Source organism: Bacillus sp. AFS073361 (assembly GCF_002567005.1).
Lineage (GTDB): Bacteria > Bacillota > Bacilli > Bacillales > Cytobacillaceae > Neobacillus.
The window spans coordinates 268,204-294,942 of the sequence record NZ_NUZU01000039.1 but is presented as its reverse complement, the minus strand read 5'-3'; the positions used below and the strand labels follow the sequence as shown (position 1 = coordinate 294,942).

At 39.0% G+C, this 26,739-nt stretch carries 27 protein-coding genes and 1 pseudogene; 16 read left to right on the top strand and 12 right to left on the bottom strand.

The annotated features are described in order from the left end of the window. Positions 1-83: 83 nt before the first annotated feature. A complete protein-coding gene (locus tag COJ96_RS21775) occupies positions 84-3,293 on the top strand; it encodes a DEAD/DEAH box helicase (protein ID WP_098575882.1) in 3,210 nt (1,069 codons plus the stop codon). 37 nt (positions 3,294-3,330) lie between these two features. Here COJ96_RS21775 and COJ96_RS21770 read toward each other — a convergent pair whose 3' ends face one another. Further along, on the bottom strand, positions 3,331-3,612 hold the full coding sequence (locus COJ96_RS21770) for a YggT family protein (RefSeq protein WP_098575881.1): 282 nt from the start codon (positions 3,610-3,612) through the stop codon (positions 3,331-3,333). 106 nt (positions 3,613-3,718) lie between these two features. After that, complete coding sequence (locus tag COJ96_RS21765) at positions 3,719-4,291, bottom strand: HAD-IA family hydrolase (protein ID WP_098575880.1); 573 nt, start codon at positions 4,289-4,291, stop codon at positions 3,719-3,721. Positions 4,292-4,445: 154 nt separating this feature from the next. Between COJ96_RS21765 and COJ96_RS21760 the strand changes: the two genes are divergently transcribed. Then, positions 4,446-4,634, top strand: coding sequence for a hypothetical protein (locus tag COJ96_RS21760; protein WP_098575879.1), 189 nt, complete (start codon positions 4,446-4,448; stop codon positions 4,632-4,634). Between the two features lie 140 nt (positions 4,635-4,774). Beyond that, complete coding sequence (locus tag COJ96_RS21755) at positions 4,775-5,200, top strand: DUF1801 domain-containing protein (RefSeq protein WP_098575878.1); 426 nt, start codon at positions 4,775-4,777, stop codon at positions 5,198-5,200. Positions 5,201-5,245: 45 nt separating this feature from the next. Here COJ96_RS21755 and COJ96_RS21750 read toward each other — a convergent pair whose 3' ends face one another. Then, positions 5,246-6,055, bottom strand: a complete 810-nt coding sequence (locus COJ96_RS21750) for an alpha/beta fold hydrolase (protein WP_098575877.1) — start codon at positions 6,053-6,055, stop codon at positions 5,246-5,248. A gap of 357 nt (positions 6,056-6,412) precedes the next feature. Here COJ96_RS21750 and COJ96_RS21745 point away from each other — a divergent pair, with 357 nt between their 5' ends. The 8 genes from COJ96_RS21745 (at position 6,413) to COJ96_RS21710 (ending at position 14,175) form a co-directional block, all read left to right on the top strand. Further along, complete coding sequence (locus COJ96_RS21745) at positions 6,413-7,660, top strand: cation:dicarboxylate symporter family transporter (protein ID WP_098575876.1); 1,248 nt, start codon at positions 6,413-6,415, stop codon at positions 7,658-7,660. Positions 7,661-7,853: 193 nt separating this feature from the next. Further along, on the top strand, positions 7,854-8,858 hold the full coding sequence (locus COJ96_RS21740) for a glutathione S-transferase family protein (protein WP_098575875.1): 1,005 nt from the start codon (positions 7,854-7,856) through the stop codon (positions 8,856-8,858). Positions 8,859-8,888: 30 nt separating this feature from the next. Next, positions 8,889-9,392, top strand: a complete 504-nt coding sequence (locus COJ96_RS21735; protein WP_098575874.1) for a GNAT family N-acetyltransferase — start codon at positions 8,889-8,891, stop codon at positions 9,390-9,392. Positions 9,393-9,679: 287 nt separating this feature from the next. After that, positions 9,680-9,850 carry a YezD family protein gene (locus COJ96_RS21730; RefSeq protein WP_180230223.1) on the top strand — a complete coding sequence of 57 codons (171 nt, stop codon included), beginning with the start codon at positions 9,680-9,682 and terminating at the stop codon, positions 9,848-9,850. 191 nt (positions 9,851-10,041) lie between these two features. Further along, on the top strand, positions 10,042-11,112 hold the full coding sequence (locus tag COJ96_RS21725) for a sulfate ABC transporter substrate-binding protein (protein WP_098575873.1): 1,071 nt from the start codon (positions 10,042-10,044) through the stop codon (positions 11,110-11,112). Positions 11,113-11,195: 83 nt separating this feature from the next. Further along, positions 11,196-12,029: a sulfate ABC transporter permease subunit CysT gene (gene cysT, locus COJ96_RS21720; protein ID WP_098575872.1), complete on the top strand. Its 834-nt coding sequence runs from the start codon at positions 11,196-11,198 to the stop codon at positions 12,027-12,029. A 186-nt stretch (positions 12,030-12,215) separates the two neighbouring features. Continuing rightward, entirely contained in the window at positions 12,216-13,103 is an 888-nt protein-coding gene (gene cysW, locus COJ96_RS21715) for a sulfate ABC transporter permease subunit CysW (RefSeq protein ID WP_098575871.1), read from the top strand. Position 13,104: 1 nt separating this feature from the next. After that, the gene (locus COJ96_RS21710) at positions 13,105-14,175 is read left to right on the top strand and encodes a sulfate/molybdate ABC transporter ATP-binding protein (protein ID WP_098575870.1); all 1,071 of its coding nucleotides are present in this window, start codon (positions 13,105-13,107) and stop codon (positions 14,173-14,175) included. 117 nt (positions 14,176-14,292) lie between these two features. On the opposite strand, the gene COJ96_RS21705 is transcribed toward COJ96_RS21710, so the two are convergent. The 6 genes from COJ96_RS21705 to COJ96_RS21680 all read right to left on the bottom strand — a co-directional run bounded on the left by COJ96_RS21705 (position 14,293) and on the right by COJ96_RS21680 (position 20,904). Continuing rightward, the gene (locus COJ96_RS21705; protein WP_098575869.1) at positions 14,293-14,601 is read right to left on the bottom strand and encodes a hypothetical protein; all 309 of its coding nucleotides are present in this window, start codon (positions 14,599-14,601) and stop codon (positions 14,293-14,295) included. Positions 14,602-14,732: 131 nt separating this feature from the next. After that, positions 14,733-16,136, bottom strand: a complete 1,404-nt coding sequence (gene gnd / locus COJ96_RS21700; protein WP_098575868.1) for a decarboxylating NADP(+)-dependent phosphogluconate dehydrogenase — start codon at positions 16,134-16,136, stop codon at positions 14,733-14,735. A gap of 65 nt (positions 16,137-16,201) precedes the next feature. Beyond that, positions 16,202-17,548: a GntP family permease gene (locus tag COJ96_RS21695; protein WP_098575867.1), complete on the bottom strand. Its 1,347-nt coding sequence runs from the start codon at positions 17,546-17,548 to the stop codon at positions 16,202-16,204. A gap of 17 nt (positions 17,549-17,565) precedes the next feature. Further along, positions 17,566-19,110, bottom strand: coding sequence for a gluconokinase (gene gntK, locus COJ96_RS21690; protein WP_098575866.1), 1,545 nt, complete (start codon positions 19,108-19,110; stop codon positions 17,566-17,568). Then, a complete protein-coding gene (locus tag COJ96_RS21685) occupies positions 19,110-19,835 on the bottom strand; it encodes a GntR family transcriptional regulator (RefSeq protein WP_098575865.1) in 726 nt (241 codons plus the stop codon). Before COJ96_RS21685 ends, gntK begins: the two co-directional genes overlap by 1 nt. A gap of 583 nt (positions 19,836-20,418) precedes the next feature. After that, the gene (locus tag COJ96_RS21680) at positions 20,419-20,904 is read right to left on the bottom strand and encodes a hypothetical protein (RefSeq protein ID WP_098575864.1); all 486 of its coding nucleotides are present in this window, start codon (positions 20,902-20,904) and stop codon (positions 20,419-20,421) included. A gap of 342 nt (positions 20,905-21,246) precedes the next feature. Between COJ96_RS21680 and COJ96_RS21675 the strand changes: the two genes are divergently transcribed. Then, positions 21,247-21,549, top strand: coding sequence for a hypothetical protein (locus COJ96_RS21675; RefSeq protein ID WP_098575863.1), 303 nt, complete (start codon positions 21,247-21,249; stop codon positions 21,547-21,549). Between the two features lie 21 nt (positions 21,550-21,570). Here the strand turns inward: COJ96_RS21675 and COJ96_RS21670 are convergent, their stop codons facing one another. Next, on the bottom strand, positions 21,571-21,912 hold the full coding sequence (locus COJ96_RS21670; protein WP_098575862.1) for a YqzG/YhdC family protein: 342 nt from the start codon (positions 21,910-21,912) through the stop codon (positions 21,571-21,573). A 154-nt stretch (positions 21,913-22,066) separates the two neighbouring features. Between COJ96_RS21670 and COJ96_RS28840 the strand changes: the two are divergent. From COJ96_RS28840 to COJ96_RS21660, 3 genes and pseudogenes are all read left to right on the top strand, one after another. After that, positions 22,067-22,543, top strand: a pseudogene (locus tag COJ96_RS28840) (GNAT family N-acetyltransferase); the annotation flags it as partial. Between the two features lie 9 nt (positions 22,544-22,552). Continuing rightward, the gene (locus tag COJ96_RS21665; protein WP_098576153.1) at positions 22,553-23,125 is read left to right on the top strand and encodes a GNAT family N-acetyltransferase; all 573 of its coding nucleotides are present in this window, start codon (positions 22,553-22,555) and stop codon (positions 23,123-23,125) included. Between the two features lie 115 nt (positions 23,126-23,240). Continuing rightward, on the top strand, positions 23,241-24,659 hold the full coding sequence (locus COJ96_RS21660; protein ID WP_098575861.1) for a tetratricopeptide repeat protein: 1,419 nt from the start codon (positions 23,241-23,243) through the stop codon (positions 24,657-24,659). 93 nt (positions 24,660-24,752) lie between these two features. Here COJ96_RS21660 and COJ96_RS21655 read toward each other — a convergent pair whose 3' ends face one another. Next, on the bottom strand, positions 24,753-24,983 hold the full coding sequence (locus COJ96_RS21655) for a hypothetical protein (RefSeq protein WP_257148588.1): 231 nt from the start codon (positions 24,981-24,983) through the stop codon (positions 24,753-24,755). 153 nt (positions 24,984-25,136) lie between these two features. Here COJ96_RS21655 and COJ96_RS21650 point away from each other — a divergent pair, with 153 nt between their 5' ends. Then, the gene (locus COJ96_RS21650; protein WP_098575860.1) at positions 25,137-25,592 is read left to right on the top strand and encodes a DUF2269 family protein; all 456 of its coding nucleotides are present in this window, start codon (positions 25,137-25,139) and stop codon (positions 25,590-25,592) included. Positions 25,593-25,670: 78 nt separating this feature from the next. On the opposite strand, the gene COJ96_RS21645 is transcribed toward COJ96_RS21650, so the two are convergent. After that, on the bottom strand, positions 25,671-26,447 hold the full coding sequence (locus tag COJ96_RS21645; RefSeq protein WP_251461004.1) for an alpha/beta hydrolase: 777 nt from the start codon (positions 26,445-26,447) through the stop codon (positions 25,671-25,673). Between the last annotated feature and the right edge of the window lie 292 nt (positions 26,448-26,739).

Genomic DNA, 26,739 nt, shown 5'->3' with positions numbered 1-26,739 from the left:
GATAAGAAAAAATTTTACCTATGCTATAATGTTGTATATCTTAACGGACACCAGAGCCCAAACCTCAGGAGGGAGCAGAACACTTGAACGTAACATTATCTCATAAACGGATAAAAGAAATGTGTGGCACTGTCTCCTTCAAACGGGGAGAGTATTTTTATCAAACGAATAAAGTTATATTTCATCAATATCTCCCACATCGCTGTCAAGCAACCGTGAGAGGTGATGAAGATTTTCATGTAACCATCGAGATTGGTCCAGGTGATGATCTTCGAACGGAATGCAGCTGCCCGAAGCTGGCTTCTTTTTCAAAGGATTGTCAGCATATTGCTGCCGTTTTATTAGCCATTTACGAGCACCAACAAAAAGGAACGATCCCGAGCACGAGCGCCGCTCATTCAACCAATCAGGAACTCACTGAAGGGTTATTGAATATTTTTACCGACCGGCCGGTCCGGTCTAGCAGTCATCAACTGCATTTTGAAAAAAGAACCGTGCTGGATATTGGGTTTATCTTGAAACCCGTTGATATAGGCAATGGAAGCCATTTATTTACGATTGAAGTTACACTCGAATCCGTCATAGTACAAAACATCCGTGTCTTTCTGGAACAGATGAGAGCAGGAAAGACCTTCAAACTTTCCATTTCATTTAATTTTGACCCAAATCAGCACTGCTTTCAAAAAGAATACAATGACGTACTCGAGCAACTCTGCCAAGTAGTCCTTGATGAAAAAGTTTATATGGATGCGGTGCCTGACACCAATAACAATATCAATACACAGCAAATGCTATTTATTTCATCATCCGCATGGGGACGCCTGCTTTCTTTCCTCCGAAAGATAACTAAGGTGCAGGTGGAGTATGAGGGCCGAAGCTATCAGGGACTGCATGTGTCTGACGGAGGGCTGCCTTTACAGTTTGATTTTGTTAGAGCGGATGGAAATGGCTATCAGCTGAGAGTCAAAAATCTTCAACGAATGATTTTCTTTGAAGCTTATCATTCTGTTTTATTTGAAGGGAAAATAAAACAACTGGTAGAGCAGGACTTTAAACGTCTTTTCGACCTGAAAAGGATGCTTGATGCCTCGGGAATGAGTCAAATACCGATTCCTGAAGAGCAAATCCAGTTTTTTTTAGAAAAGGTGGCGCCTGGATTAAAAAGATTAGGCCAAGTTACGATCGCCGAAGCAATCATGAAGCAATGGATGACCACACCTCTAGTAGCCAAACTCTACTTGGACCGTGTGAAAAACCGCCTGCTTGCTGGGCTCGAATTTCATTATGAAAATACAATCATTAATCCTTTAGAAAATAGAGATCTCCCGACAGGATCGTTAGTGATCCGTGATGTGGAAAAGGAAGAGGAAATCCTGCAGATTTTTGAGGATAGCGCGTTTGCCAGGACGGACGGGGGATATTTTCTTCATAATGAAGAACTGGAATATGATTTTTTAACGTACGTCGTCCCCAAACTCCAAAACCTTGTCCGGATTTACGCAACGACAGCTGTTCGAAATCGGATTTCGAGAGAGAATTTTCGTCCACAGGTAAGGGTAAGGGTCAAAAGGGAACGGACCAACTGGCTTGAATTCAAATTTGAAATGGACGGTATTCCTGAGAGACAAATACGTGAAGTTTTGGCGGCTTTAGAGGAAAAGCGGAAATATTATCGTCTGCCAAACGGGTCGCTGCTCTCGCTTCAGATAAGAGAATTTGAAGAAATCCAACGTTTTCTTTATTCACCACTAGCCAAAAATAGGGATCTTGCCAGTGGATTGGATTTACCAATCGAGCAAGGTCTTCAACTCCTTGATACGGTTGAGATTAGTGATGCCTTCAAACTAGAGGACTCCTTTCGGCAGTTTCTGGATCACCTGCACCATCCCGGCAAGTTAGAGTTCCAAGTGCCTTCAAGTGTAGATCCGATTCTCAAAGAGTATCAAAAACACGGGTTTAAATGGATGAAAACTCTGGCTTACTATGGTTTTGGAGGAATATTGGCGGATGATATGGGACTTGGAAAAACGATTCAAAGCATCGCGTATATTGTGTCGGTCCAGTCCGATATTCGAAAAAATAGGCAGCCGGCCCTTGTTGTTTGTCCATCATCGTTAACCTATAACTGGCTGAGTGAATGCAGGAAATTCGCTCCTCAATTGAACGCCATTGTCATTGATGGAACGAAAGCAGAGCGGACCCAACTCCTGAAAGAACAGACAAATGTTGATGTTATGATAATCTCCTACCCATTGCTGCGTCGCGAGATCATCTGGTTTGAGAAACAAATGTTTCATACTGTGTTTTTCGATGAAGCACAAGCTTTTAAAAACCCGTTGACCCAAACTGCCCGAGCAGTAAAAAAACTGCAGTCCCAGCATCGCTTTGCGCTAACAGGTACACCAGTGGAAAATGCCTTAGAGGAGTTATGGTCAATTTTTCATGTTGTTTTTCCAGAACTGTTTCTCGGGTTAAAGGAATATAGTAAGCTTTCAAGAAAAACGATTGCGCGGAGAATCCGTCCTTTTTTACTGCGCAGGTTAAAAGAAGATGTCCTCGCTGAACTTCCTGGAAAAATGGAGTCTTTGGAATCGGTTGAACTATTCCCAGAACAAAAGAAATTGTATGCCGCCTATCTGGCGAAACTAAGGCACGACACGTTAAAGCATCTCGACAAAGATACGATTCGCAAAAATCGAATCAGAATATTGGCAGGTTTGACGCGGCTGCGGCAGATTTGCTGTCATCCAGGCTTATTTGTAGATGGTTATCAAGGGAATTCGGCAAAATTTGAACAGCTCTTGCAGATTGTCGAAGAATCAAAGCTCTCTGGAAGACGTGTGTTAATTTTTTCTCAATTTACGAAGATGCTTGAATTAATCGGCAGGGAGTTAACCACAAAAGGGATGAACTACTTCTATCTGGATGGACAGACCCCATCAGAAGAAAGAGTAGAAATCTGCGAGCGATTTAATCGAGGTGAACGTGATTTGTTCCTCATTTCCTTGAAAGCAGGAGGAACCGGCTTGAATTTAATGAGTGCAGATACCGTCATTTTATATGACACATGGTGGAATCCTGCTGTTGAGGAACAGGCGGCAGACCGGGCCCATCGAATGGGTCAGAAAAATATCGTCCAGGTCATCAAGCTGGTAGCACGCGGGACGATTGAGGAAAAAATGAATGAACTGCAAGAAAAGAAGAGACACCTTATCGAAGAAATTATTGATTCGGATGAGAAAGTCATGTCTACCCTTACTGAAGAGGATATAAGGGAAATATTGATGATATAGAAAAAAGGAGCTGCAGCGCAGCTCCTTTTCTTTTGCCTTATACACCAATAACATTTAATGATTGGCGAAGACCTTCGATTGCAAATCTCCGGATAAATTGAAAGGCAAATAATGCAATAATTGGTGAAAAATCAATTGGACCAAGTGGTGGAATAAACCTTCTGAACAAGCCTAAATAAGGTTCAACCAACTTGCCAATCCAGATCCCAAGTTTGGTTTCTTGAAACTTAGGAAACCAAGAACCAAAAATGGATATTAAAATTAACCAATAATAAGCCTCAAAAACATAATGTCCAATAAGTAAAATATTAGAGCCCAATATCGATCTTCCGTTCTATCATAATTTTTTTTATTCTGCCATTCATCCTACCTATATATACTTGTACGAATGAAATTCAATAAAGTTTCAAAATTTTAATAAAAACCTAAAGGCGGTTTAGAACTTCAGGAATAAAATCGGCATAGCTGTCAATATGAAAATCCGCCTCAATGTTTTGATTCTGAAAGACGCATGTTTTAATCTTTAATTTGCGAGCGGGAATTAAGTCTAACTCACGGTCACCGACAACCAAATCAATTTGGTAACTTTTTAATACATATTCATATGAGGAGCTGTGTGGTTTTCGTGTAAATCCTTGTTCCTCCACGGAAACAATGTCTTTAAAGTAGTCTTTTAATTGGTATTTCTCAAGCAGAAATACAGTGGATTCCTTATCACGATGTGTCACAATAATATTATTCTCCACAGAGGATAATGCTTCCTTTAAGTGTTCAAATGGCTTGCTTTCTGTCTTTGAATAATAATTATGTAAAGTTTGGTATTCAAGTCTCTGCTCCTCACCGATTCCATAATGCTTAAAGGCAGTCTTGGAATCAATTTTAAGCCATTTAAGAACCTCATCACGGTCCAAATCTTGTTGGCTTAAGCGGATGAATCCAGAGACAAGTGCTGGATAGGTGTCAAAAAGAGTTCCGTCAAAATCCCATAATACGTTCATAATAATCCCCCGTTTCCAAAACGTTTTCATTTTTCTTTTAAGAGAGTACCATAACTTGAAATTAAAGAAAAATCATTAGGACAACAAAGGGGAAAAATTTGTTATACTTTACAAAGGGAATGTACATCTTAATAGATAGAAATGAGGGATAACCATGCCATTTGATAGTTCAACACTTGGATTGCCATATTTTAGCTTAGAAGCAGCAGCAGTGGACAAAAGTCCAAGTGAATTAGTCATCAGTGACGAAAGTAAGGAAAACTATTACATAGTTTCTCGCGAAGTATACGAGGACGGCCCGCAGCAACATGGATATATCATAGTTGTAGAAGAAGGAGAGTAGAGCTGCTCTCCTTTTTTATTTGGAGAAAAAGCAACAAAATAGCAGGAAAGGAAGGATTGAAAGAGTATTAATTAATACAAAAGCCTGTTATTTGTCCTTCATACCAATATTCACTAAAATATAACAAAGGAGTGAACCAATTGAGTTATCAACAAAAAACAAAAGAAACTGAGCACAGTGTCATTGAGTTTATTGAACAAGTAGACAATCCGAAAAAGCGTGAAGATGCGTATAAATTAATTGATATCTTTACTGAAACGACAGGTTATGAGGCAAAAATGTGGGGGCCAAGTATCATTGGTTTTGGTTCTTATCACTATAAATATGAATCTGGTCATGAGGGAGATGCCCCTTTGGTTGGCTTTTCACCACGTAAGGCAAAAATTAGTTTGTATTTTGCACCTGGTGAGACGAAGCGTGAGGAATTACTTAAAAACTTTGGGAAATATACAACTGGGAAAGCGTGTGTTTATATCAATAAAGTTGCCGATATTGATGTTTCTGTATTAAAAGAGCTCATTACCGAGTCAATCCAATTTTTACAAAAGGCATATCCCCAACAATAATAATGAACGCTTCCCACTATTTATGTAGGAAGCGTTTGTTTTATTCTAGCCAATGAAATTAGCCAATTCCTGGGTAAACTTCTTCTGCTCTTCCCAGAACAACCCATGCCCGCTATGTTCAAACCAAACCAGTTTAGAATTCTGTATGCCTTGGTGAAGGACGGAAGCCAGCGGCGGCAGGCAAATTTGATCGTGTTTCCCATGAAGAATCAATGTAGGCACTTGAATCCTTTTGATATCATCGAATAAGGTTTCATCTCTTAAGGAATTAAGTAAACCTGCGGTGGAATGACCTGCAGCTTGGAGTCCTAATTGAAAAAACCAGTCTGAAAATGGTTTGGTGATTGCCTGATGGAAGAACATGTTCGTGAAGTCTGCGAGCATTTTCGGACGATCGTTATAAATTTGTCCCAGTAATGTATTGACATCCTTCGCTTCTAACCCAAAAGGGAAGCCGGGCCGCTTGGTAAAACTAGGGGCAGCCGCACCGAATAGGGCTAATTTTGAAACCCCATAGCCGCTATGACGCTCCATATATCTAATTACAATCGCTCCACCTACTGAATGGCCAGCGAGTGTGAAATGCTGTAAACGAAGCGCTTTCACAACTTGGCGAATATCATCAGCCATTCTGTCGTAAGAGTAGCCTTTCCATGGTTTATCTGATTTGCCAAATCCTCTAAGATCAATCCCAATACATCGATATCCCATGGAAGGAAGGACATTAAACTGATATTCAAATAAATTATGATTTGCAGGCCAGCCATGGACAAAGAGGACGGTCTTATGGCTCTTGGGATTAATATCTTCTACATAAATGTTGACTTGAGAGGCAACCTTTACATAATACCCCATTTTGACCCCTCCTATATAAAAGTATGGAAAACCATCTACAACTAGGCTATTCATCAATAGCTAGGCTAATACGTAGGGAACCTTTTCGTACAGGTTGTAAATCTTCATTATTCTTATACTTTTCAGATAGGAATTTTTCGATTATATTAGGAAAAAAGTCTTGGTAAATAAGGGATATTGTTATTCTGATATTACAAATAGGAGTAATTTCCATGAAGAAAATTGTTGTTATATGAGGAGAATTTATATAATATAAACTAAGTATAACTGAATAGAGAAAATAATATTTCATTTTATAAGTCAGAGTTGATTCATTATAGTAATCAACTTTTATTATATTGAAAAGGAGAAATGCAAATGAAGAAGATTAGTTTAGCGTGGCAGATTTTCATTGGGCTCATTCTCGGTGTCATTGTCGGTGCGGTTTTTTATGGTAATCCACATGTGGCAAGTTACCTGCAGCCGATTGGCGATATATTTATTCGTTTAATTAAAATGATTGTTGTTCCCATTGTTATTTCTAGTTTAATCGTGGGTGTTGCTGGTACTGGAGATATGAAGTCATTGGGGAAACTGGGTGGTAAAACCCTGCTTTATTTTGAAGTGATCACTACGATTGCGATTGTTTTAGGACTTCTATTTGCAAACGTATTCCAGCCAGGTGCAGGTGTAGATAAATCAAAACTTGCGAAAACAGATATAAACAGCTATGTAAGCACAGCGGAACAAACTGAATCTCATTCAATGATTGATACTGTTGTAAACATTGTTCCTACAAACATCATTCAGTCTCTCGCAAACGGGGAAATGCTGCCAATCATTTTCTTCTCCGTTATGTTCGGGCTTGGAGTTGCGGCAATTGGGGAGAAAGGGATTCCAATCATTAATTTCTTTAGAGGAACTGCCGATGCGATGTTCTATGTTACCAACCAAATCATGAAGTTAGCGCCATTCGGTGTGTTCGCATTAATTGGTGTGACTGTATCAAAATTTGGTGTTGCTTCATTAATACCATTGGGTAAACTAGTTCTTGTTGTATACGGAGCCATGTTTTTCTTCATTTTAGTTGTCCTAGGTTTAACAGCAAAACTTGTTGGATTTAACATTATCCATCTCATTAAGTATCTAAAAGATGAATTAATTTTAGGCTACTCAACAGCAAGTTCGGAAGCAGTTCTTCCAAAGATCATGGAAAAGATGGAGAAACTTGGCTGTCCTAAGGCGATTACATCTTTTGTTATTCCAACAGGATATTCCTTCAATCTTGATGGATCTACCCTTTACCAAGCGATCGCAGCGCTGTTTATTGCGCAGATGTATGGTATTCATATGAGTATTGGCCATCAGATCACCTTAGTACTTGTATTGATGTTAACCTCTAAAGGAATTGCGGGGGTACCAGGCGTATCATTTGTAGTTCTTCTTGCTACATTAGGAAGCGTAGGAATTCCTGTAGAAGGTTTAGCGTTTATTGCCGGGATTGATAGGATCCTTGATATGGCACGAACTTGTGTTAATATTGTCGGAAACTCTTTGGCTGCCATTGTTATTACTAGATGGGAAGGCCACAAGCTTAAACCTTATCAAGAACAAAAAGCAGCTTAATAGCGGAGAAAGGACATCTTCAACATGGAGATGTCCTTTTTCGTTTGAAGGGGATCGCTTTAGGAGTATAGATTCTGAATATTAAATGAAGTCAGATAATATTATTGACTTATACAGATTGATTAATCATACTAAAATTAATAAAACCGATTGAATTACTTAGAATTTAATATTTATTAGAGGGGATTCATTTATGTCACGAGATGATCAGGGAATATATAAAAGTCCAAAAGAGATTACTGCAGATGGTGCGTTTAATCGTCAAAAAAATAGATTTACTACGCCTTTCGGTCAAAACGATGGGGAACTGCCAGTTGAAGCCGGGCGTTACCGATTATTATGGTCTGCTGTCTGCCCATGGGCCCATCGGTCGGTTATTGTCCGCAGTGTTCTCGGGTTAGAGGAAGTAATCAGTTTAGGGATAGCTAGTCCTATGCGGCCGAATCTTCCCCACGTGGATTGGGAGTTTTCTTTAGATGAGGACGGCATTGACCCAGTATTAGGAATTAGGTATATGAGTGAAATTTATTTAAAAACAGCTGCAGATTATACTGGCAGGCCAACGGTGCCTGTCTTCGTGGATGTGAAGGAACAAAAGGTCGTTAATAATGATTATTTTAAACTGACAAACTATCTCGAAACGGTCTGGGCTCCATTTCATAAAGAGCAGGCACCTAATCTGTATCCGGAGCATTTACGTGCGGAGATTGATGCGCTAAACGATATTATTTTTCATGAAGTCAACAATGGCGTCTATAAATGTGGATTCGCCCAATCACAAGAAGCCTACGAACAGGCATATGACACTTTATTTGCAAGATTGGATGAGCTGGAGGAGCGTTTGTCGAAACAGCGGTTCTTATTTGGTGATTTTATTACGGATTCTGATGTTCGGTTGTATGCTACGTTAATTCGCTTCGATGCTGCCTATTATTCTGCCTTCAAGGCCAATCGAAATCGGATTGTCGATTTTCCTAATCTATGGGGCTATTTAAGGGATCTTTATCAGACTCCTGGGTTTGGTGATACGACAGATTTTGATGCGATTAAACGGCACTACCATTTGTCAAACCATATCGCGAGTAATGATCAAAAGGGATATACTATATTGCCGAAAGGCCCTGATTTATCTGGTTTGACATCGGAACATCATCGAGAAGCTTTAAGTAAAAACGCTGAGAAATTCTTAATAGATTGAGAAAAAATTTGATTAAAAGCAGGTGGAAAAATGAATATACGTGATGCTGAAGCGGATGAATTCCCATTTATTCGCGAGCAAAGAGTTCACTCCTATGAAGAACATGCCCATAGCATTCCACAAGAGCACTGGCAGGCTCTTAAACAAGCCATTTCGTCAGAAGCAGATTTGCAGGAAAATGTGGAACGGATTGTTGCGGAGTTGGATGGGAGCATCGTAGGCAGTGTTGCCTTATTTCCAGCCAAAACTGATGCTTATGAAGGATTGGTGGGTGAGTTGGATTATCCCGAGATCCGGATGCTCGCAGTCACACCGCACGCTCGAGGAAAAGGAGTAGCAGCTGCCTTGATCTCAGAATGTATGAAGCGTGCAAAAGCACAGGGATATCCAGCGATAGGACTGCACACAGCGGATTTTATGGTAAGTGCGATGAATCTATATGAACGAATGGGTTTCGAGCGGTTACCCCAATACGACTTCGAGCCTGCCGATGATGGTATTATCGTAAAAGCTTTTCGACTTATTTTAAAATAATTCAAATGGGTTTTAAAAACCCACTTGACAGGTAGGAAAAGTCAGAATAAAATGTAAATAATTAAAATATATCGTAAACGTTAAATTAAGCTGATTGGAAAACCAAAGGCTTATACTCTTAGAAATAATAAAGGGGTATAGGCCTCTTTTGTTAGGAAGGTGACTGATCATGAATTTTCCAATAAGTAAGTGCAGTCCACATTGTTGTCTGTCATTGGATCATTTTTTTTTTACAATAAAACCAAGTATTCTTATATGAAATTGGTAGAATAAGAGAGGATGATATGATGGCATTCGTGGATCAAGCAAAAGCAAATTATATACTGTCGATACTTAAAGGGCTGGAGTATGGATCTGTGGTGATAACAGTACATGATGGCAGCATTACCCAAATTGATAAAACAGAGAAAACTAGATTTGCACAACAAAAAAAGTACATCCCGAAAGAACAAAAGTAATAACACTTATTATCTCGTTCATTTTAAAAATATTGCCGATCAGTCCACTGAAGGCTACTTATTCTCTAGACAATCCGAAGGATGACCATTTCTGACGGGTCTTTTACTAAGGCCGTAACGCAGAAATTCATTCAAAAGGAATGGTCTAGGATTAAGTAGTCTTTTTCGTTTATAAAAGGGGGAAATTACTAATGAAAATAACTTACAAATTCACAACTGTACTTATTCTAATCGCTCTTATTTTGGCCGGATGCGGTACACAGGCAAGCAACCAAAGTTCTGAGAAAAAGGATGGAGGAACCAAACAAGAAGCTGCAAAAACGAAGGAACCTGTCCAATTATTGAATGTCTCATATGACCCAACCCGAGAACTTTATGAAGAATTTAACGGAGAATTCGCTAAGTACTGGGAAAACGAAAAAGGGCAAAAAGTGACGATTCAACAATCACATGGCGGTTCTGGGAAGCAAGGCCGTGCCGTTATGGATGGACTTGAGGCAGATGTGGTGACATTAGCATTGGCCTATGACATTGATGAAATTGCGAATCTAGGAGGCTTACTCTCTAAGGATTGGCAGAAGAACCTAAAGGATAACTCCACACCATATACGTCGACGATTGTGTTTCTTGTTAGAAAGGGAAATCCTAAGGGAATTAAGGATTGGGACGATTTAACGAAAAAAGGTACTTCCGTCATCACCCCGAATCCAAAGACGTCAGGTGGTGCCCGCTGGAATTACTTAGCTGCTTGGGCCTATGCAAAAGATAAATTTAATGGTGATGAAACGAAAGTTAAGAAATTTATGAGCCAACTATATAAAAATGTAGAAGTTTTAGATTCTGGAGCCCGCGGCGCAACTACGACGTTCGTGGAAAGAGGAATTGGTGATGTCTTGGTTGCCTGGGAGAACGAAGCCTTCTTGACCCTAAATGAATTAGGAAAAGACAAGTTTGAGATTGTCGTCCCATCCATCAGTATTCTTGCCGAACCACCAGTTGCAGTTGTGGATAAGAACGTCGAGAAAAAGGGAACAAAAGAGGTGGCTGAAGCCTATTTGAACTATCTATACAGTGATGTGGGACAGGAAATAATCGCTAAGAACTATTATCGTCCTCGCAATCAAACGATTCTTGATAAATATGCAGATGTCTTTCCAAAAATTAATCTAGTGACCATTGACGACGATTTTGGGGGATGGAAAAAAGCACAAGAGACGCATTTTAATGATGGGGGAACGTTTGATCAGATTTACCAGCCGTAAAAGTTGTTCAGTGGGACGGGTGTCCTCTATCAAGTGTGATGGAGGGCGCCCTACATGTATATTATTTGGAAGGGGTCAACCTCATGGCTCGATTAGCAAGTATGAAAATGAAAAGAAAAAGTGTTCTGCCGGGATTCGGCCTGTCGTTAGGGTTTACGATGTTTTATATAAGCATTCTTGTTATTCTGCCATTATCAATGATTTTTATTAATTCAGTGACAGTTGAGTGGTCAAAAATTGGGGGGACGATTTCAGATCCAAGGGTGGTTGCCTCCTATAAATTGAGCTTTGGTGCAGCGTTTTCCGCCGCGTTTATTAATGTTATTTTTGGCGTATTAATCGCATGGGTGCTAGTCCGTTATCCATTTCCGGGCCGACGAATTATTGATGGACTAGTTGATTTGCCGTTTGCCCTGCCAACAGCAATTGCTGGAATTGCCTTAACGACATTGTATACAGAGAATGGCTGGATTGGACAGTTTTTAGGTTTTAAGGTGGCGTTTACTCCGCTTGGAATTACACTGGCATTAACCTTTATTGGTCTGCCCTTTGTGGTACGTACCGTCCAGCCCGTCTTGCAAAGCTTGGAGAAAGAAATAGAAGAAGCATCGGCAAGCTTAGGGGCAAACCGTTCGCAAACATTTGTAAAAGTAATATTTCCAGAAATAATGCCGGCTGCGTTGACTGGTTTCGCGCTCGCCTTCGCTCGGGCCCTGGGGGAATACGGTTCGGTAGTTTTTATTGCAGGAAATATGCCGATGCGGACAGAGATTACCCCACTTTTAATCATGACGAAATTAGAACAGTATGATTATGCAGGTGCAACAGCCATTGCGGCCGTGATGTTGATCTTTTCTTTCACGACCTTACTTATTATTAACGTATTGCAGTGGTGGACGAATAGGAAATTTATTTAGTATTTTAATTGTTTTTGAGGAAGGCGAATTTACCGGTTCAATCGGCGAATTTACCGGTTCAATCGGCGAATTTACCGGTTCTATCAGCGAATTTACTGATTCTATCAGCGAATTTACCGGTTCTATCAGCGAATCTAAAAATAGCAAACTACAGATGAAAAAGAACAGGTCTAGAAGGGGGTCCTTATGGCAGGAAATGTCTCATTGCAGTATTCAACAGCACCGGTCCAAGCTTCGTCCAGCAACTCTGAACCACGCCTTGTGCGCTGGGTACTCATCACACTCGCTTTAGCATTCTTAGGGTTGTTTTTGGTGTTGCCACTGGTTGCTATTTTTATCAAAGCCTTTGATAAAGGGGCGGCAGTTTTTCTAGAGGCTATTAGCAATCCAGACGCATTATCGGCTATTAAGCTAACACTGATAATTACCTTAATTACTGTTCCCCTAAATGCCATCTTTGGAGTCGCTGCGGCATGGGCGGTTACCAAGTTCAATTTTAAGGGAAAAAGTCTATTGATTACGATTATTGATCTTCCATTTGCCATTTCCCCAGTGATTGCGGGATTGGTGTTTGTTTTATTATTTAGTGCCCATGGTTTATTTGGACAATGGTTAATTGATCATAATATCAAAATCATCTTTGCGGTACCAGGAATTGCGCTGGCCACGCTTTTAGTGACACTGCCATTCGTCGCCAGGGAGCTGATTCCATTAATGCAAACGCAGGGAACGGCCGATGAAGAAGCATCTCTGACGCTAGGGGCGAGCGGCTGGAAAACATTCTTTTTGGTAACTTTACCGAATATTAAGTGGGGACTACTATATGGGGTTATTCTCTGCAGTGCGCGGGCGATTGGAGAGTTTGGGGCAGTATCGGTTGTTTCGGGACATATCCGGGGCCTGACCAATACGATGCCGCTTCATATCGAAATTTTATACAATGAGTATCAATTTTCCGCTGCCTTTGCGGTGGCTTCCTTAATGTCATTGTTTGCCATCATTACACTGATTGTAAAAAATTTCATTGAGTGGAAAGCAAGAAAGTCATTTGAATCAGAAGAAGGAGCGCATTAAGATGAGTATTCAAATCCAAAATATCTCAAAATCATTTGGAAATTTCCAAGCTCTTGATCAAATAAATCTTGATATTCAAACGGGGGAGCTCGTTGCACTGCTTGGTCCGTCTGGTTCTGGAAAAACATCGCTGCTGAGGATTATCGCGGGCTTAGAAGCAGCCAATCAAGGTGCGATTCTGTTTGGGGAAGAAGACATTACGCACATCAGTACAAAGGAACGAAAAGTAGGATTTGTCTTTCAGCATTATGCTTTGTTTCGCCATATGACTGTTTTTGATAATGTTGCTTATGGATTAAAAGTGCGGCCCAGAAAATTACGGCCTTCCAAAAACGAAATAAGAGAAAAGGTCATGGAATTACTAAAGTTAGTAAAACTAGAGGCCTTTGCCGATCGATATCCATCCAATTTGTCTGGGGGTCAACGGCAGAGGGTCGCATTAGCACGGGCATTAGCGGTGGAGCCTAAGGTGCTATTGTTAGATGAACCATTTGGAGCCTTAGATGCCAAGGTCCGGAAAGATCTTCGCAGATGGTTAAGAAAACTTCATGATGATTATCAGATTACCAGTATATTTGTGACCCATGACCAAGAGGAGGCGCTGGATGTTGCCGATCGTGTGGTCGTGATGAATGAAGGGAAGATTGAGCAAATTGGAACACCAGAAGAGGTTTATGAAAATCCAAACAGTCCTTTTGTTTATCACTTTTTAGGAAATGTGAATTTGTTTAAAGGTCGTCTGCATAACGGGAAATTACGGAATGGGCATTTTGAAGTCGATGCTCCAGAATTTTCGGAGATAGAGAATACCGAGGCAGTTGGTTATGTTCGTCCGCATGATATTAGTATCGAAAGGGAAGCCAGTCAGGATTCAGTTTCTGCCAAAATTAATTATATTCATTTAGTTGGGGCAGCTGTCCAACTTGAACTAATTCGAAAGGATAACGGGGACTACCTAGAAGTAGAATTAAGAAAGGAGCAATTTCGCAGCCTTAATCTAAAGACAGGCGAAGAAGTGTTTGTAAAGCCGCAACAATTAAAAGTCTTTATCCCCCAAGATTATTCCATTTAATAGTATAGTTTAATCAGTAAAAATCAGATAAGATTACTGTTAGTATTCCTATCTGATTTTTACAGGGGGAGTAGGTTTGAGAGGTTTTATACATAGTGAGGCAATCAAGCAGGAAGATTAGCTTCCTGCTTGATTGCCTTCTGCCTTAGCTGCATCAACCATTAGAATAACTGCAGAGATAATATGCATAACCATTCCTAAAAACGGAATCCAGCCTATACATGAAGTTATGATTCCAAGGACACTACCTGTAATGGACCCGCTGCCCTCTTTTTTGGTAATCACCAACGTAACAATATGTAATATTAACATAATTGCTAGAGGGGTCCATACAAGACTGATAACGATCGTACCTCCAAGTACAGGAATTCCCAGTAATGCTTCAAGCCCACCTGAAACCCATTTCAGTATTCTTGATGTTGACATAAAATCCCTCCTATAATTAGTTGGCTTTTCTTTCCATAATCCTTTCGTTTCATTCTATTCACACTCTATCTAAAAATAGAACAAAGTCCTATACTCAATAACGAGTATAGGACTTTGTGATTGATTAAAGATTAGTTCCAGTCAGTGTGAAAAACACCATCCATATCGATTCGCTCATAAGTATGGGCACCGAAATAATCCCGTTGAGCCTGTAAAAGGCTGGCATTGGAATGGCCTCTTCGATAGCTATCTAAATAGGAAAGGGAAGCACTTAAGCAAGGAAAGGGGATTCCAGAATTAATTCCCTCACATACGATTTTCCTTAAACCTGATTGATACTCTTTTACTTTTTCAGCGAAAAAAGGAGCAATTAATAAATTCTTCAAATTTGCTTGTGTTTGATAGGCTTCACTTATTACGTTTAAGAACTCAGCACGAATGATACACCCGCCGCGGAAAATAAGTGCAATTTCCTCCAATGGTAAGTTCCAGTCATAGAGGTCAGAGGTCATTTTATATTGTGTAAACCCTTGCGCATAGGCACAAACTTTACCCATATATAAAGCCTGTCTAATATGCTCAATCCACAAATCTTTATCTTCTATTGACAGCTCCACTTCCGGTCCAGCTAAAATTTCTTCTGCAAAAACACGTTCTTCTTTTAAAGATGATACATAACGGGAGAATAATGACTCCGTAATGATGGATAAGGGAATCCCATTATCGATAGCTTGCATACTTGTCCATTTACCCGTCCCTTTTTGCCCTACTTTATCAAGAATGACATCTATCAATGGCAGGCCTGTTTTTTCATCCTTCTTCTTTAAAATTTCGGCTGTGATTTCGATAAGGTAGCTTTTCAGTTCACCCTGATTCCATTTTTCAAAGGTATCGGCAATTTCATTCACAGATAATTGTAATCTTTCCCTTAAAAAGGTATAGGCTTCAGCGATCAATTGCATATCAGCATATTCGATGCCATTGTGGACCATTTTCACAAAATGCCCTGCACCTTTTGGACCAATATATGTACAACATGGGGTACCATCCACTTGGGCAGCTATTTTGGTGAGGATGGGCGCTACTTTTTCATAAGCATCTTTCTCCCCGCCAGGCATAATCGAAGGACCATTTAAAGCGCCAACCTCTCCACCAGAAATGCCAATCCCTAAATACTCAATTTCTTTCGACTTCAGATCCTCATATCTTCTGGCCGTATCTTCATAATGGGAGTTCCCGCCGTCCATAATAATGTCCCCAGGCTCAAGAAAAGGAACTAACGATGAAATCACTGAATCGATGGCTGCCCCAGCGGTCACCATAAGGAAGATCTTCCTAGGGGTTTCCAAGGATTGAACAAAACTTTGTACGTCGTAATACGGGGCGATCGTTTCACAGTCAATTCTTTGTAAAAGTTTATCTGTGAGATCCCTCGTGTAATTATAGACCGCTACTTTTTCACCTTTGTTTGCCATATTTAAGGCAATATTGCTGCCCATTACACCTAATCCAATAACTCCAATTGTATTGTCCATTTCACTTTCTTCTCCTTTAAACTGCCAATAGTGGGGAACATAAATCCCCCACTATTGGCTTTATCTTAAACAAATAAACTTAGTATTAAAATAAAACCTAAACCACAAACGGAGATGATTGTCTCAAGTAATGTCCAGGTTGCAAATGTTTCTTTCATGGTTAAACCAAAATACTCTTTAAACATCCAGAAACCGGCATCGTTAACGTGCGAGGCAATTAAACTACCCGCTCCAGTGGCTAGGACGACTAAGGCAAGGTTCACGTCTGTTTGACCTAACATTGGAATCACTAACCCAGCAGTGGTTAAAGCAGCAACTGTCGCAGATCCTAAGGCAATACGTAAAATAGCTGCGATGATCCATGCTAGAATAATTGGTGATAATGAAGTACCTTTAAATAATTCAGCTACATAGTCTCCTACATGACCATTAATTAATACTTGTTTGAAGGCACCGCCGCCACCGATAATTAATAGCATCATCCCAATATGTGAGATGGCTGTTGAACAAGAATCCATCACTGTTTTAATAGGAATATTTCTTGCTAACCCCATTGTATAAATAGCGAATAATAACGAGATCACCATGGCAGGCGATGCACCGCCGACAAAACGGATAATGGCAAGTAAAGTGTTATCTGCAAATCCCATTGTTTTTTGAAGCAAAGTAATAATTGTAGCGATCGACATTAGAATTACAGGAAGCATTGCAGTAAATACACTGATTCCAAATCCAGGGGTGTCTTCCATTTTGAATGTTTTTTGCTCACCTAAAGAGGCGATATCTCCAGTTCTCGTAAAGGATGCAGGAACCAATCTTTTCGCTATCTTTGTAAACAAAGGTCCAGCAATAAAGACAGTTGGAATGGAAATAATAAAGCCGTAAAGTAATACTTCCCCAATATCTGCACCATATTCACCTGCGATGGTTGTTGGTCCAGGATGTGGAGGTAAAAATCCGTGTGTTACAGATAAAGCTGCTGCCATTGGAATACCAAGAAATAGAATAGAAACCTTTAATTGTTTAGAAATCGCAAATACGATTGGAATTAATAAAACTAATCCTACTTCAAAGAATAAAGCAATTCCGATAATGAATGATGCGACCACTACAGCCCACTGAATATTCTTTTCACCAAATTTATTAACAAGAGTCATCGCAATCCGCTGCGCTCCTCCTGAATCTGCAACTAATTTACCAAGCATTGCACCAAGCCCGAAAATGAGTGCTATATGTCCAAGTGTCCCGCCTAGCCCGGCTTCAATTGTTGCGATGATTTCATCTAATTTCATTCCAAGTGCAATGGCCACACCGAATGAGACAATGATAAGTGAAACAAAGGTGTTTAATTTAAAGCCCATGATTAAAATCAGTAATGCTATGATCCCAATTGCAACTATAACTAATGGCATGAAAATTCCCCCAAAATTTATTTATTTCTATTAATTAATCCTCTTTGATAATTGGCAATCCGTGTATAATCTTCTTCTAAAACTCTCGATAAGTTTATAAAGATTGGCAGTAATTCTCTATACTCTCTTGCTGCCTCTTCTTTAGGCGTATGTTTGTGTGTACTTCCAACCATTTCAGAAACAACATCAAACGAATCGATTTTTCCCGTAGCATATAAACCTAAGATACAAGCACCCAGGCATGAACTTTCGTAGCTTTCTGGAACAACTACTTCGAGGTCGAAAATATCGGACATCATTTGACGCCAAACCTCTGACCTCGCAAATCCTCCTGTTGCTTGGATTCGTGTCACTGAACCTTCCATGCATTCAATTAATGCTAGAAATACTGTATATAAATTGTAAATAACTCCTTCCAGGGCAGCGCGAATCATATGTTCTTTCTTGTGCGCCATCGTTAAGCCGAAAAATGATCCGCGTACATCTGGATTCCATAATGGCGCCCGTTCACCCGCTAGATATGGATGAAATATCAATCCATCTGCTCCCGGCCGTACACCTTCTGCGATTTTTGTTAGTACTTCATATGGATCAATGCCTAATCTTTTGGCGGTTTCCACCTCGGAAGCGGCAAATTCATCCCGTACCCAGCGGAAAATCATCCCGCCATTGTTAACGGGCCCGCCAATTACCCAATGTTTTTCTGTTAATGCGTAGCAAAAAATGCGACCCTTCTCATCGGTATGCGGCTGATCAATAATAGTCCGAATTGCACCGCTTGTCCCTATAGTGACCGCAATCTCCCCTTTTCGAATCGCATTTACCCCAAGATTGGAAAGGACTCCATCACTGGCACCAATCACAAAAGGTGTTTGAGGATCTATCCCCATTTGGTGTGCTAATTCTGGGTCACAGTTGGTAAAAATCTCAGTTGTTGAGACAAGCCTAGATAACTGTTCACGTGAAATTCCAGCGATTTTTAATGCTTCCTGGTCCCAATCTAGTTTTTTGAGATCCATCATGCACATGGCTGAAGCAAGGGAATGATCGACAACGTATTGGTCAAAAAACTTTTTAAAGATATATTCCTTTATCCCGATATATTTTTTCGCTTTTTTAGCTATCTCTGGACGATCATTCACAATCCAAGTAATTTTGCTTAATGGCGACATCGGGTGAATCGGCGTTCCTGTCCGTTTGTAGACCTCATGTCCATTTAATTCCTCTTTTATTTTATGGCTCCAGGCCTCACTGCGATTATCTGCCCATGTGATGCACGGTGTCAGCGGTTGATCATTTTCATCCATAGCAATGAGACTATGCATGGCACTGCTAAAAGAAATAAACGAAATTTCTTTTTGTGGGTGATGCTTCATAATATTTGAAATCGCTTTTACTACAGCCGCAAAAATCTCTTCTGGGTCCTGCTCAGCTGTTGAAATATCAGGTGTATAGAGTGGGTAACCAATATTCTCTTGTTGGATGACTTCACCTTTTTCACTAAATAAAACGGCTTTTGTGCTAGTCGTGCCGATGTCTAACCCCAACATATAGTTTGTCATTATTCTTGCTCGACTCCTTTAGAAAGCATTTGTTGAGACCGCCACAGGTCTTCTACTTTTCCTTGAACATCATCGAAATTTTGATGTAAGGATAGAATCATGAGGTCTCTATTTTTTGCATCGATCGCATCAATATATAATTGATGATTTTCCACAATGCGCGGAAAGTCTTCGTATTTTTCCTTGAACCGGGACCGCATCGATAAAAGGATGAAAGCCTCCATTACTGGTTTGGCATTATTCCAGATCATCGTGATGTAAGAATGATTGATTGCCCGAATAATTGTTTCGTGGAATAGGAGATCTTGATAGGCAAACTCATCTGCATCGTGATATTTGATGGCTATTTTCATCATCTCGAGTATTTTACTCAGTTCCTTAACTAATGATGTAGTGTCTAATTTTACAAGACGTTCATATACAAACGATTCAATCAGTAATCGGACATCATAAATTTCAACTATTTCTTTGCTGGTTAAACCAATGACAACCGCACCCATTCGCTCTAACCGGATTAAATTTTCAGAAGCAAGGGTTTTTAATGCTTCGCGAATCGGTGATCGACTCACATTAAAATCAGCGGCTAACTTATTTTCTGATAGGATGGTGCCGCTTTCAATTAGACCAGAAATAATCTGCATCCTTAGCTCATATGTTACCCGATCTCCGACTGAAGCTTTCGTGAGCCATTTGGTCGGATATAATAAATCCTTTGATTCTATCATCGCTACACCTTCTTTATTGAATACGAGTACACTTGTATACAAGTATTATAGGCCGAATTTGAAAAAATGCAAGCGCTTTTTTTTTCGCTAATAAAAAGGGAGGAAGGTGTATTCATTATTCTTAACGAATTTAATAAAAATAATGTCAGCAAAAAGGAAGGATATGATGGGGAATCTAGCTATTCGGAGCAGGGGATTTGAGGCTATGAGGAACTGTAGCCAAAAGGTATCTTTGGCAATTGGGATAATCTTTTATCAATAATTTCTGTCAGCATGAGGAGCAGAATTGATAAACCTACATAATAGGGGATGTCCCACCAGACCAGGCTACGAAGAATTCCAGCATTAATAAGCATTAGATTCACTACATACATAAGGAAACCCGTGAAAATATATTTGATCCAATTCCTTTTTAAGCTAAGTTTCGTCAATAGACAATAATACAGACTGTCACATAAATAGAAAATGGCACCCAAGGCAATCGAGTCACGGCCAGGATTTTCGAACCAACCAGGGGAGTATATTCGATTCGAGAAAAAAATGATTGGCAATACATGTGCACTTGCAGAGAGTGAGCCAGTTATTAAATAAAGGATCCAATAATGTTGGAATCCTTTGGAAGGACGCAGAATCCAGTGATAATAAATCTGGGCATAGCAAAATAGAATGGGAGCCCCAGTCCTGTATAGGCTAATCTCCACCAATTATGGGAGTAAATATGCAGCTTTAAAAACAACCACTCAATTCCTACAAATAATCCCGAGAAAAAAATAATCCATATCCAATTTAAATGAAAAACAGCAATTAAGGTGGCCACAACCGGTAAAGCAAAGGCATTTGAAACAAACGCGCCCAAATTGTTGTCATAGAATTCATTAGCCTTGATAAAATTCGGATTATAATTGTAACAGGCTAAGAAATTATAGATGACAGTCTCAATCAGAAAAGCCCCACCTATATTTGTTAATAATAAGTATAGTGATTGAGTGTTTCTTTTTTTGAATAGTATAAAACTAAATAAACTGATGCTTAGAACAAGTAAAGCATAATACCAATATGAGTTATGCATAACATTCACTCCGATTAACTGGTTAATTTAGTTTGTTCCTAATAATTGGAATCTATGCAATTCTGCCAAAAAGCAAAGAACCACTAAGAGTTGAAGACTCTTAGTGGTTCTCTGTTTTTGATTCAATATTATTGATTAATCCGGTCAAACCCAACAACCGTCCAAATCCCTGTAGAATCTTGTCTTACAAGTCGTTTTAGGTACACCCGTCCAGCCATAAATTCTAAATGTAGGAAGGTGAGTTGAGCCATCTTCTCGAATTTTTATAAATGAATTTAAGGAGGTCATTTAAGCTGATTTTTAAATGAGGAGTTTTTGAAGATATAAAAGAGGTGAAGTGGATTGGAGCAATTGAAAGAAGGACTGGTTGTTAGAAATGAATTTTCAAGCATTCCGTATTCATGGATTCATCATGAGAAACTGAATAAAAGTATTTACATCATGCTGCCGGGCCTTGGATATACGACCCAACGTCCACTTTTCCATTACACAACTGGTATGTGTTTGAATAACAATATAGATATTCTCCATGTTAATTACCAGTTTGCCAAGAATAAACATTTTACATCAGTTAGCCAGGAAGATCAGAACGTTGGATGTATGAAGACGTACATCTGTTGTCGAAGAAATCTTAACATAATTTGATTCTCTTTTTTTGAAAAAGTACTATCTTGAGGTCTCCTGAAAAGTGATCTTGACGACTTTTTCCGTCGATTTATTAAATTCTATATTGACGAAGACACCGAATTCTTTATTCTTATCTTTTAACCAAAGCTTAAACTTTTCGGTGGAGGTTTGCGGTCCGCTTGTTCTTCCAATGTGAAGATAATCAATGATCTTGGCTTGCGGATACTTTTTATGGGTTTCCTTCAACGCCAATGTACCCCACTTTGCATATGGAGGAATCGGTTTTTGTTGCGCAGATCCTATATTTATGGCTGTCAGTGGACTTATACTTCCAGAGAAGCAGAGGATAGAAATAAATAAACCAATTAAAACTTTTTTCATGAGATAACCTTCTTTGTTTTTGCTCTTATCATTTCTTTTTAGATAATAACTTATGTAGAATTTTATTAAGCACTATTTGTTAAATTTCAACAGAAAAGTACTGAGCCAGGATGTGGTCGAGTTCTTGGCTGTTAGATTTGCGGAGGGGATTATTATGGAGTTTAAATTACTAACTGCTTCTGATGCAGAAAGCTATTGGGCGCTAAGGTTGGAAGCACTAAAGCAGAATCCGGAAGCGTTCTTAACGAGTTACGAAGATGCTTTAAAAAGAGAAAATCCGATTGACCAAGTTGTCCGTAATTTTAATGCTGAAGGGAATTATACATTTGGTGCATTTGAACAAAAGAGTCTAATTGGAGTTGTCACTTTATTACATGAGAATGCTGAAAAAATTCAGCATCGGGCCAATATTTTTGCGATGTATGTTACCCCTAAGAAGCAAGGTAGGGGTGTGGGGAAAGCATTAATGACTGAGGCCATAAATAAAGCCAAATCGATTCCAGCGATTGAAAAAATAAATTTATCTGTGATGGCAAGCAATGATAAAGCAAAACAACTTTATCGTAAATTAGGTTTTCAAGTATATGGATTCGAGGAAAATGCCTTCAAAGTTAATGGAATCGATTATAATGACGAACATATGGTATTGCATTTAAGAGCAAGAGAAGAAAAGTCTGTCTTTAAAGGTGAAAAAATCTATATTAGACCGTTCTCTAAAGAAGATGCCGTACCACTCCTTCAATTAAATAAAGATAATCGCCATTTTTTTGAAATGTTTTCAATGGAGCGAAGTGAAGATTTCTATACAGTCGAAACTCAACTGCAGCGAATTCAGGTTTATCAAGATGAAATCAGCCATGATCAAAGTTATATGTTCGGAATTTTTACAAATGAGGGCTGCTTAATTGGAACGATAAATTTATTTCACGTTCTTAGAGGCTCACTTCATAGTGCGTTTATCGGATATTTTTTAGATGAAAAGCATAATGGGAGAGGCTTTACAACAGAGGCGGTTAAGTTGATGGTGGATTATGCATTTAAGGAATTGAAATTACACAGGATAGAGGCCGGCGTCATGCCGCACAATATTGGTTCCATTCGTGTATTAGAGAAATCTGGTTTCCATAAAGAAGGATTAGCTGTGAAAAATGTGAAAATAAACGGAAAATGGGAAGATCATCAGGTATTGGCCATTATTAACCCGAATGATTAGGAGGCTAAAAAGGGAGGTCCCGGTTAAAGGACCTCTTTTTTTGTTTATGATATAATAAAGTCATGAAGGTAAAATGTTTTAATAGCTGTATATTACGATAGGGGGCAGATGCAGAATGGATAACAATCAAATAATGCCAACCGAAATTTCGATAAAAAATAAAAAACATATGGTAAAAGGAAATGTAATAAGGGCCGCCGTATATGCAAGGAGTAAGGTAATCCAACTTAGTACGGTAGATCAAGAAAGATATTATCTTATTTACTATAATAATGCCCTTATTTTTGGTGGAAAGCTCGACCAAGTCGAGAAAGGAACATTTATATATAAAGCGACTCAAGAAGGTATTACTATTGAATTTCCGCATCCAATCTTACGTGCATTAATCCCCGAAGGAACCGTAACTATTCCCAATAAAAGTAACCTTTTTTCTCGACTTCAACTCGATTACTCACCACAGGAAATGGTCTATATACTAACCACACTTGACTCTTTTTTCGAAAAAGAGCAACTAATCAAGGCTATTGATAAGGTTTTCTTCCACTTTAGAAGAAACGGTAAATTTCTAAAATCCTTTCAAATCCTTCAGATGTTAGCTGATTTCGCACCGAACTTCAAATCAGCACAAGAACGTTTGACCGCCCAAGAATTTAGTTCATACCACCATTTTTACCATTCCTCAAGTTTACCTGCAATCCTATCCAAGGACCCCCTATATGTAGAATTGAATTGCTTCAAAAATCGAACCAATCCAGAAGAACAAAAATGTTTAGAAGAAATAGTGAATAAACAAGACGGTTTAGTTGAGTTATTGCTATGGTTAGAAAATACCGAGAAACTTATAGGGACTAAATCGATCGAGAAGTATACAGGCAGAGCCTTACGCTTTATGACGATGGAAGAATGGATGCTGATTTTGGCACAACTGAATATCAATCCCTTTCGAGTGCTGCCTGATTCAGAATCTGTCATCAACAAAATGCTTCAAGCTGGTAATTATGAGAAAACTGCCCTATGCTTATTCAGATTTATCAATGACCTGCCAGCCTCCTTCAATGCCAATCTCCTAATAATTTGGGATCATTCTGACTCGACATTTGTCATAGAACATTTTGATGAATTTATTAAATTGTTGCAGCACTTGCCACATTCAGAAAAAACTAGGCGCTTTGAACAAAAGGTGTTCCAATGTGCTGAATTCCTCCTTAAAGAGCATGACCTTAAAACCGTGTATGAACAACTCAGCCCTATACAAATGGTAATCCCGGGACTGGAAGTGATGAAAAAGATAAGTGAAATGGTTGGATTATTAGAGAATCCTGATCGGATGATGGAATTAGGTGATTATTATGCGGAGTTCAAACAATTTGATCAAGCGATCGATTGTTTCTTTTGGGAAATGGAACTCGATCCGCAAAATCCTGCTCCTGTTCGGAAAATCAGTAAGATGTATCAATCAAAAGGGATGATTCAAGAAGCAGCCGCCTATCAAAAGGTACTTACACAATTAAAAAGTAATCAAGAAACTGGATGATGTCCTATCTCATCAAAACTAGGTGCACAAGAAAAGGTCATCAGAGAGAGTTCTGATGGCCTTACGTGTGTGTTATACTTTTTCATCAATAAACTAAATTCTATTCTTCACATCTGCTCTAATTGATTCGATGATATTCTCGGATAAATTAGCCGGCAATGACACTCCGTTCTTAAAGACCCAAGCATTCACTACTTCGAGGTCCCCTTTTTTAAAAGTAATACTATAATCTTGATCCTGGTAGGTAAAATCAGCGGTTACTTCTTCTTGATCGTATGCCTCTTCATCAACAATCATATTAAAAATTTCATAAGGTTGTTTCACAGAAAAGCTCCTTTGTATATTCTTTTTGTAAATAGGGTTAACTTTAAAAATTTGTTTATTCAAAAGGAGCCACAAAAACTACTATATTTCACTTTAATATATTAATTAAGAATATGATAAAATGGGGATGGAGTGAATGGAGGTTGGCAGCAATTGATTACTATCTATAAAATCCTTGTTTTCATACATATTTTTTCAGCCATCCTAGGGATGGGGCCGGGATTCATATTAACAACCGTGGTTAAATCTGGAAAAAACATGACCGAATTAAGACATTCCTATAAGATTAGACATAAGTTGCACATTTTTGTCATGATTGGCGGCACGCTTTTATTAATTACAGGGTTAAGTATGGGGCTCCTTAACCCAAGCCTATTTAAGATGGGTTGGTATGTAACCAGTCTGATTCTTTTTTTGGCGGCCCTTGCCATTGGTCCGCTTGTCCTATCACCTAGGTCAAAACCAGTAAAAGCACTTTTAGAATCTCATAAAGGCGAAGAAATCCCAGCGGAATATTGGCGTTTATCAAAAATACTCTTCCAATTTGAAAACCTGGAAAATATCATCTTTTTAATCATCATCAGCTTGATGATCTTAAAACCATTCTAATTGGGTTATATTGGGTGTCAGGCACTATGTGAATTTTTCACATGGTGCCTGACACCCTTCTTTTCGTACTTCTTCGTATTAATCTGAAAATATGTAGGAGAGTACGGCCGGAATTCTTTTTCTAAAGAATGGATAAGCATGTTCCGCATCCTCGACAAGCTGAAAGTGAAAATCGTGTATTTTTTCATTCAATATTTCGTATACACGATTGGTAAGGTCAAGGAAAACTTGATTCATTTCTTCATCTGCACCAACTTCTCTTGTGCCAAAATCCATATAAAACTTTTCGATTTTAGATAAGTCTGATGTTCTTAACAGGTTTTCAATTTCCTCTTGATTTCGATAAAATCCAGGTGATAAAGCTGCGATTCTTTTAAAAATATGCGGATAACGGCAGGCTGCATAGGTGGAGATTAATCCACCCAATGATATTCCAGCCATCGATGTATGATTTTGAATGGTACGGTACTTCTCATCAATTAACGGTTTCAGCTCGTTCACAATAAAATCAATATATTCTTCACCGCGGCCGCCAGATGGACTGGCGTATCCTAAGATTTGTTTGCTTACCTCTCCATGACCCCATGGACAGTATTCATTGACTCGTTCCTCCCCCTCAGGATTTAGATCAATCGCAACGACAATGATCTCAAGCCCATGCTTATCCAAGTAATCTTTCATTCCTAAAGATACCCCTTTGATGGCCCCTTCATCTTCAAAAACATTTTGTCCGTCATGCATATATAAGACTGGGAATCTTTTATTTTCCTCTCTGTAACTACTAGGCAGGTATACTCTAATCAGTCGTTCTTGTTTAAAAGAGCTCATATAAACAGGGAATTTTTCTAACACCATAGCCGCCTACTTTCATTTTTTTTCTATTTAAAATTTACCATAATTTTCATCGGATTCGTTGAACTATATTCGAAACTGCGACAAAGTATGATTAAGAAGGAGTTAGATATAATCAAATAACAAGACTTGAAGACTAAAAGGTATCTATAGGTATATTAATTTTATTGATCCTATTAGTTTAGAATATCTTGGATTTACCTAAACTAATAAGGGGTTCAGGTGATTTTCATTGGTATACACCGTTTGACAAACTTCGCTATTGATTCTTCGAGTTGAATCGAGTAGTATGGAG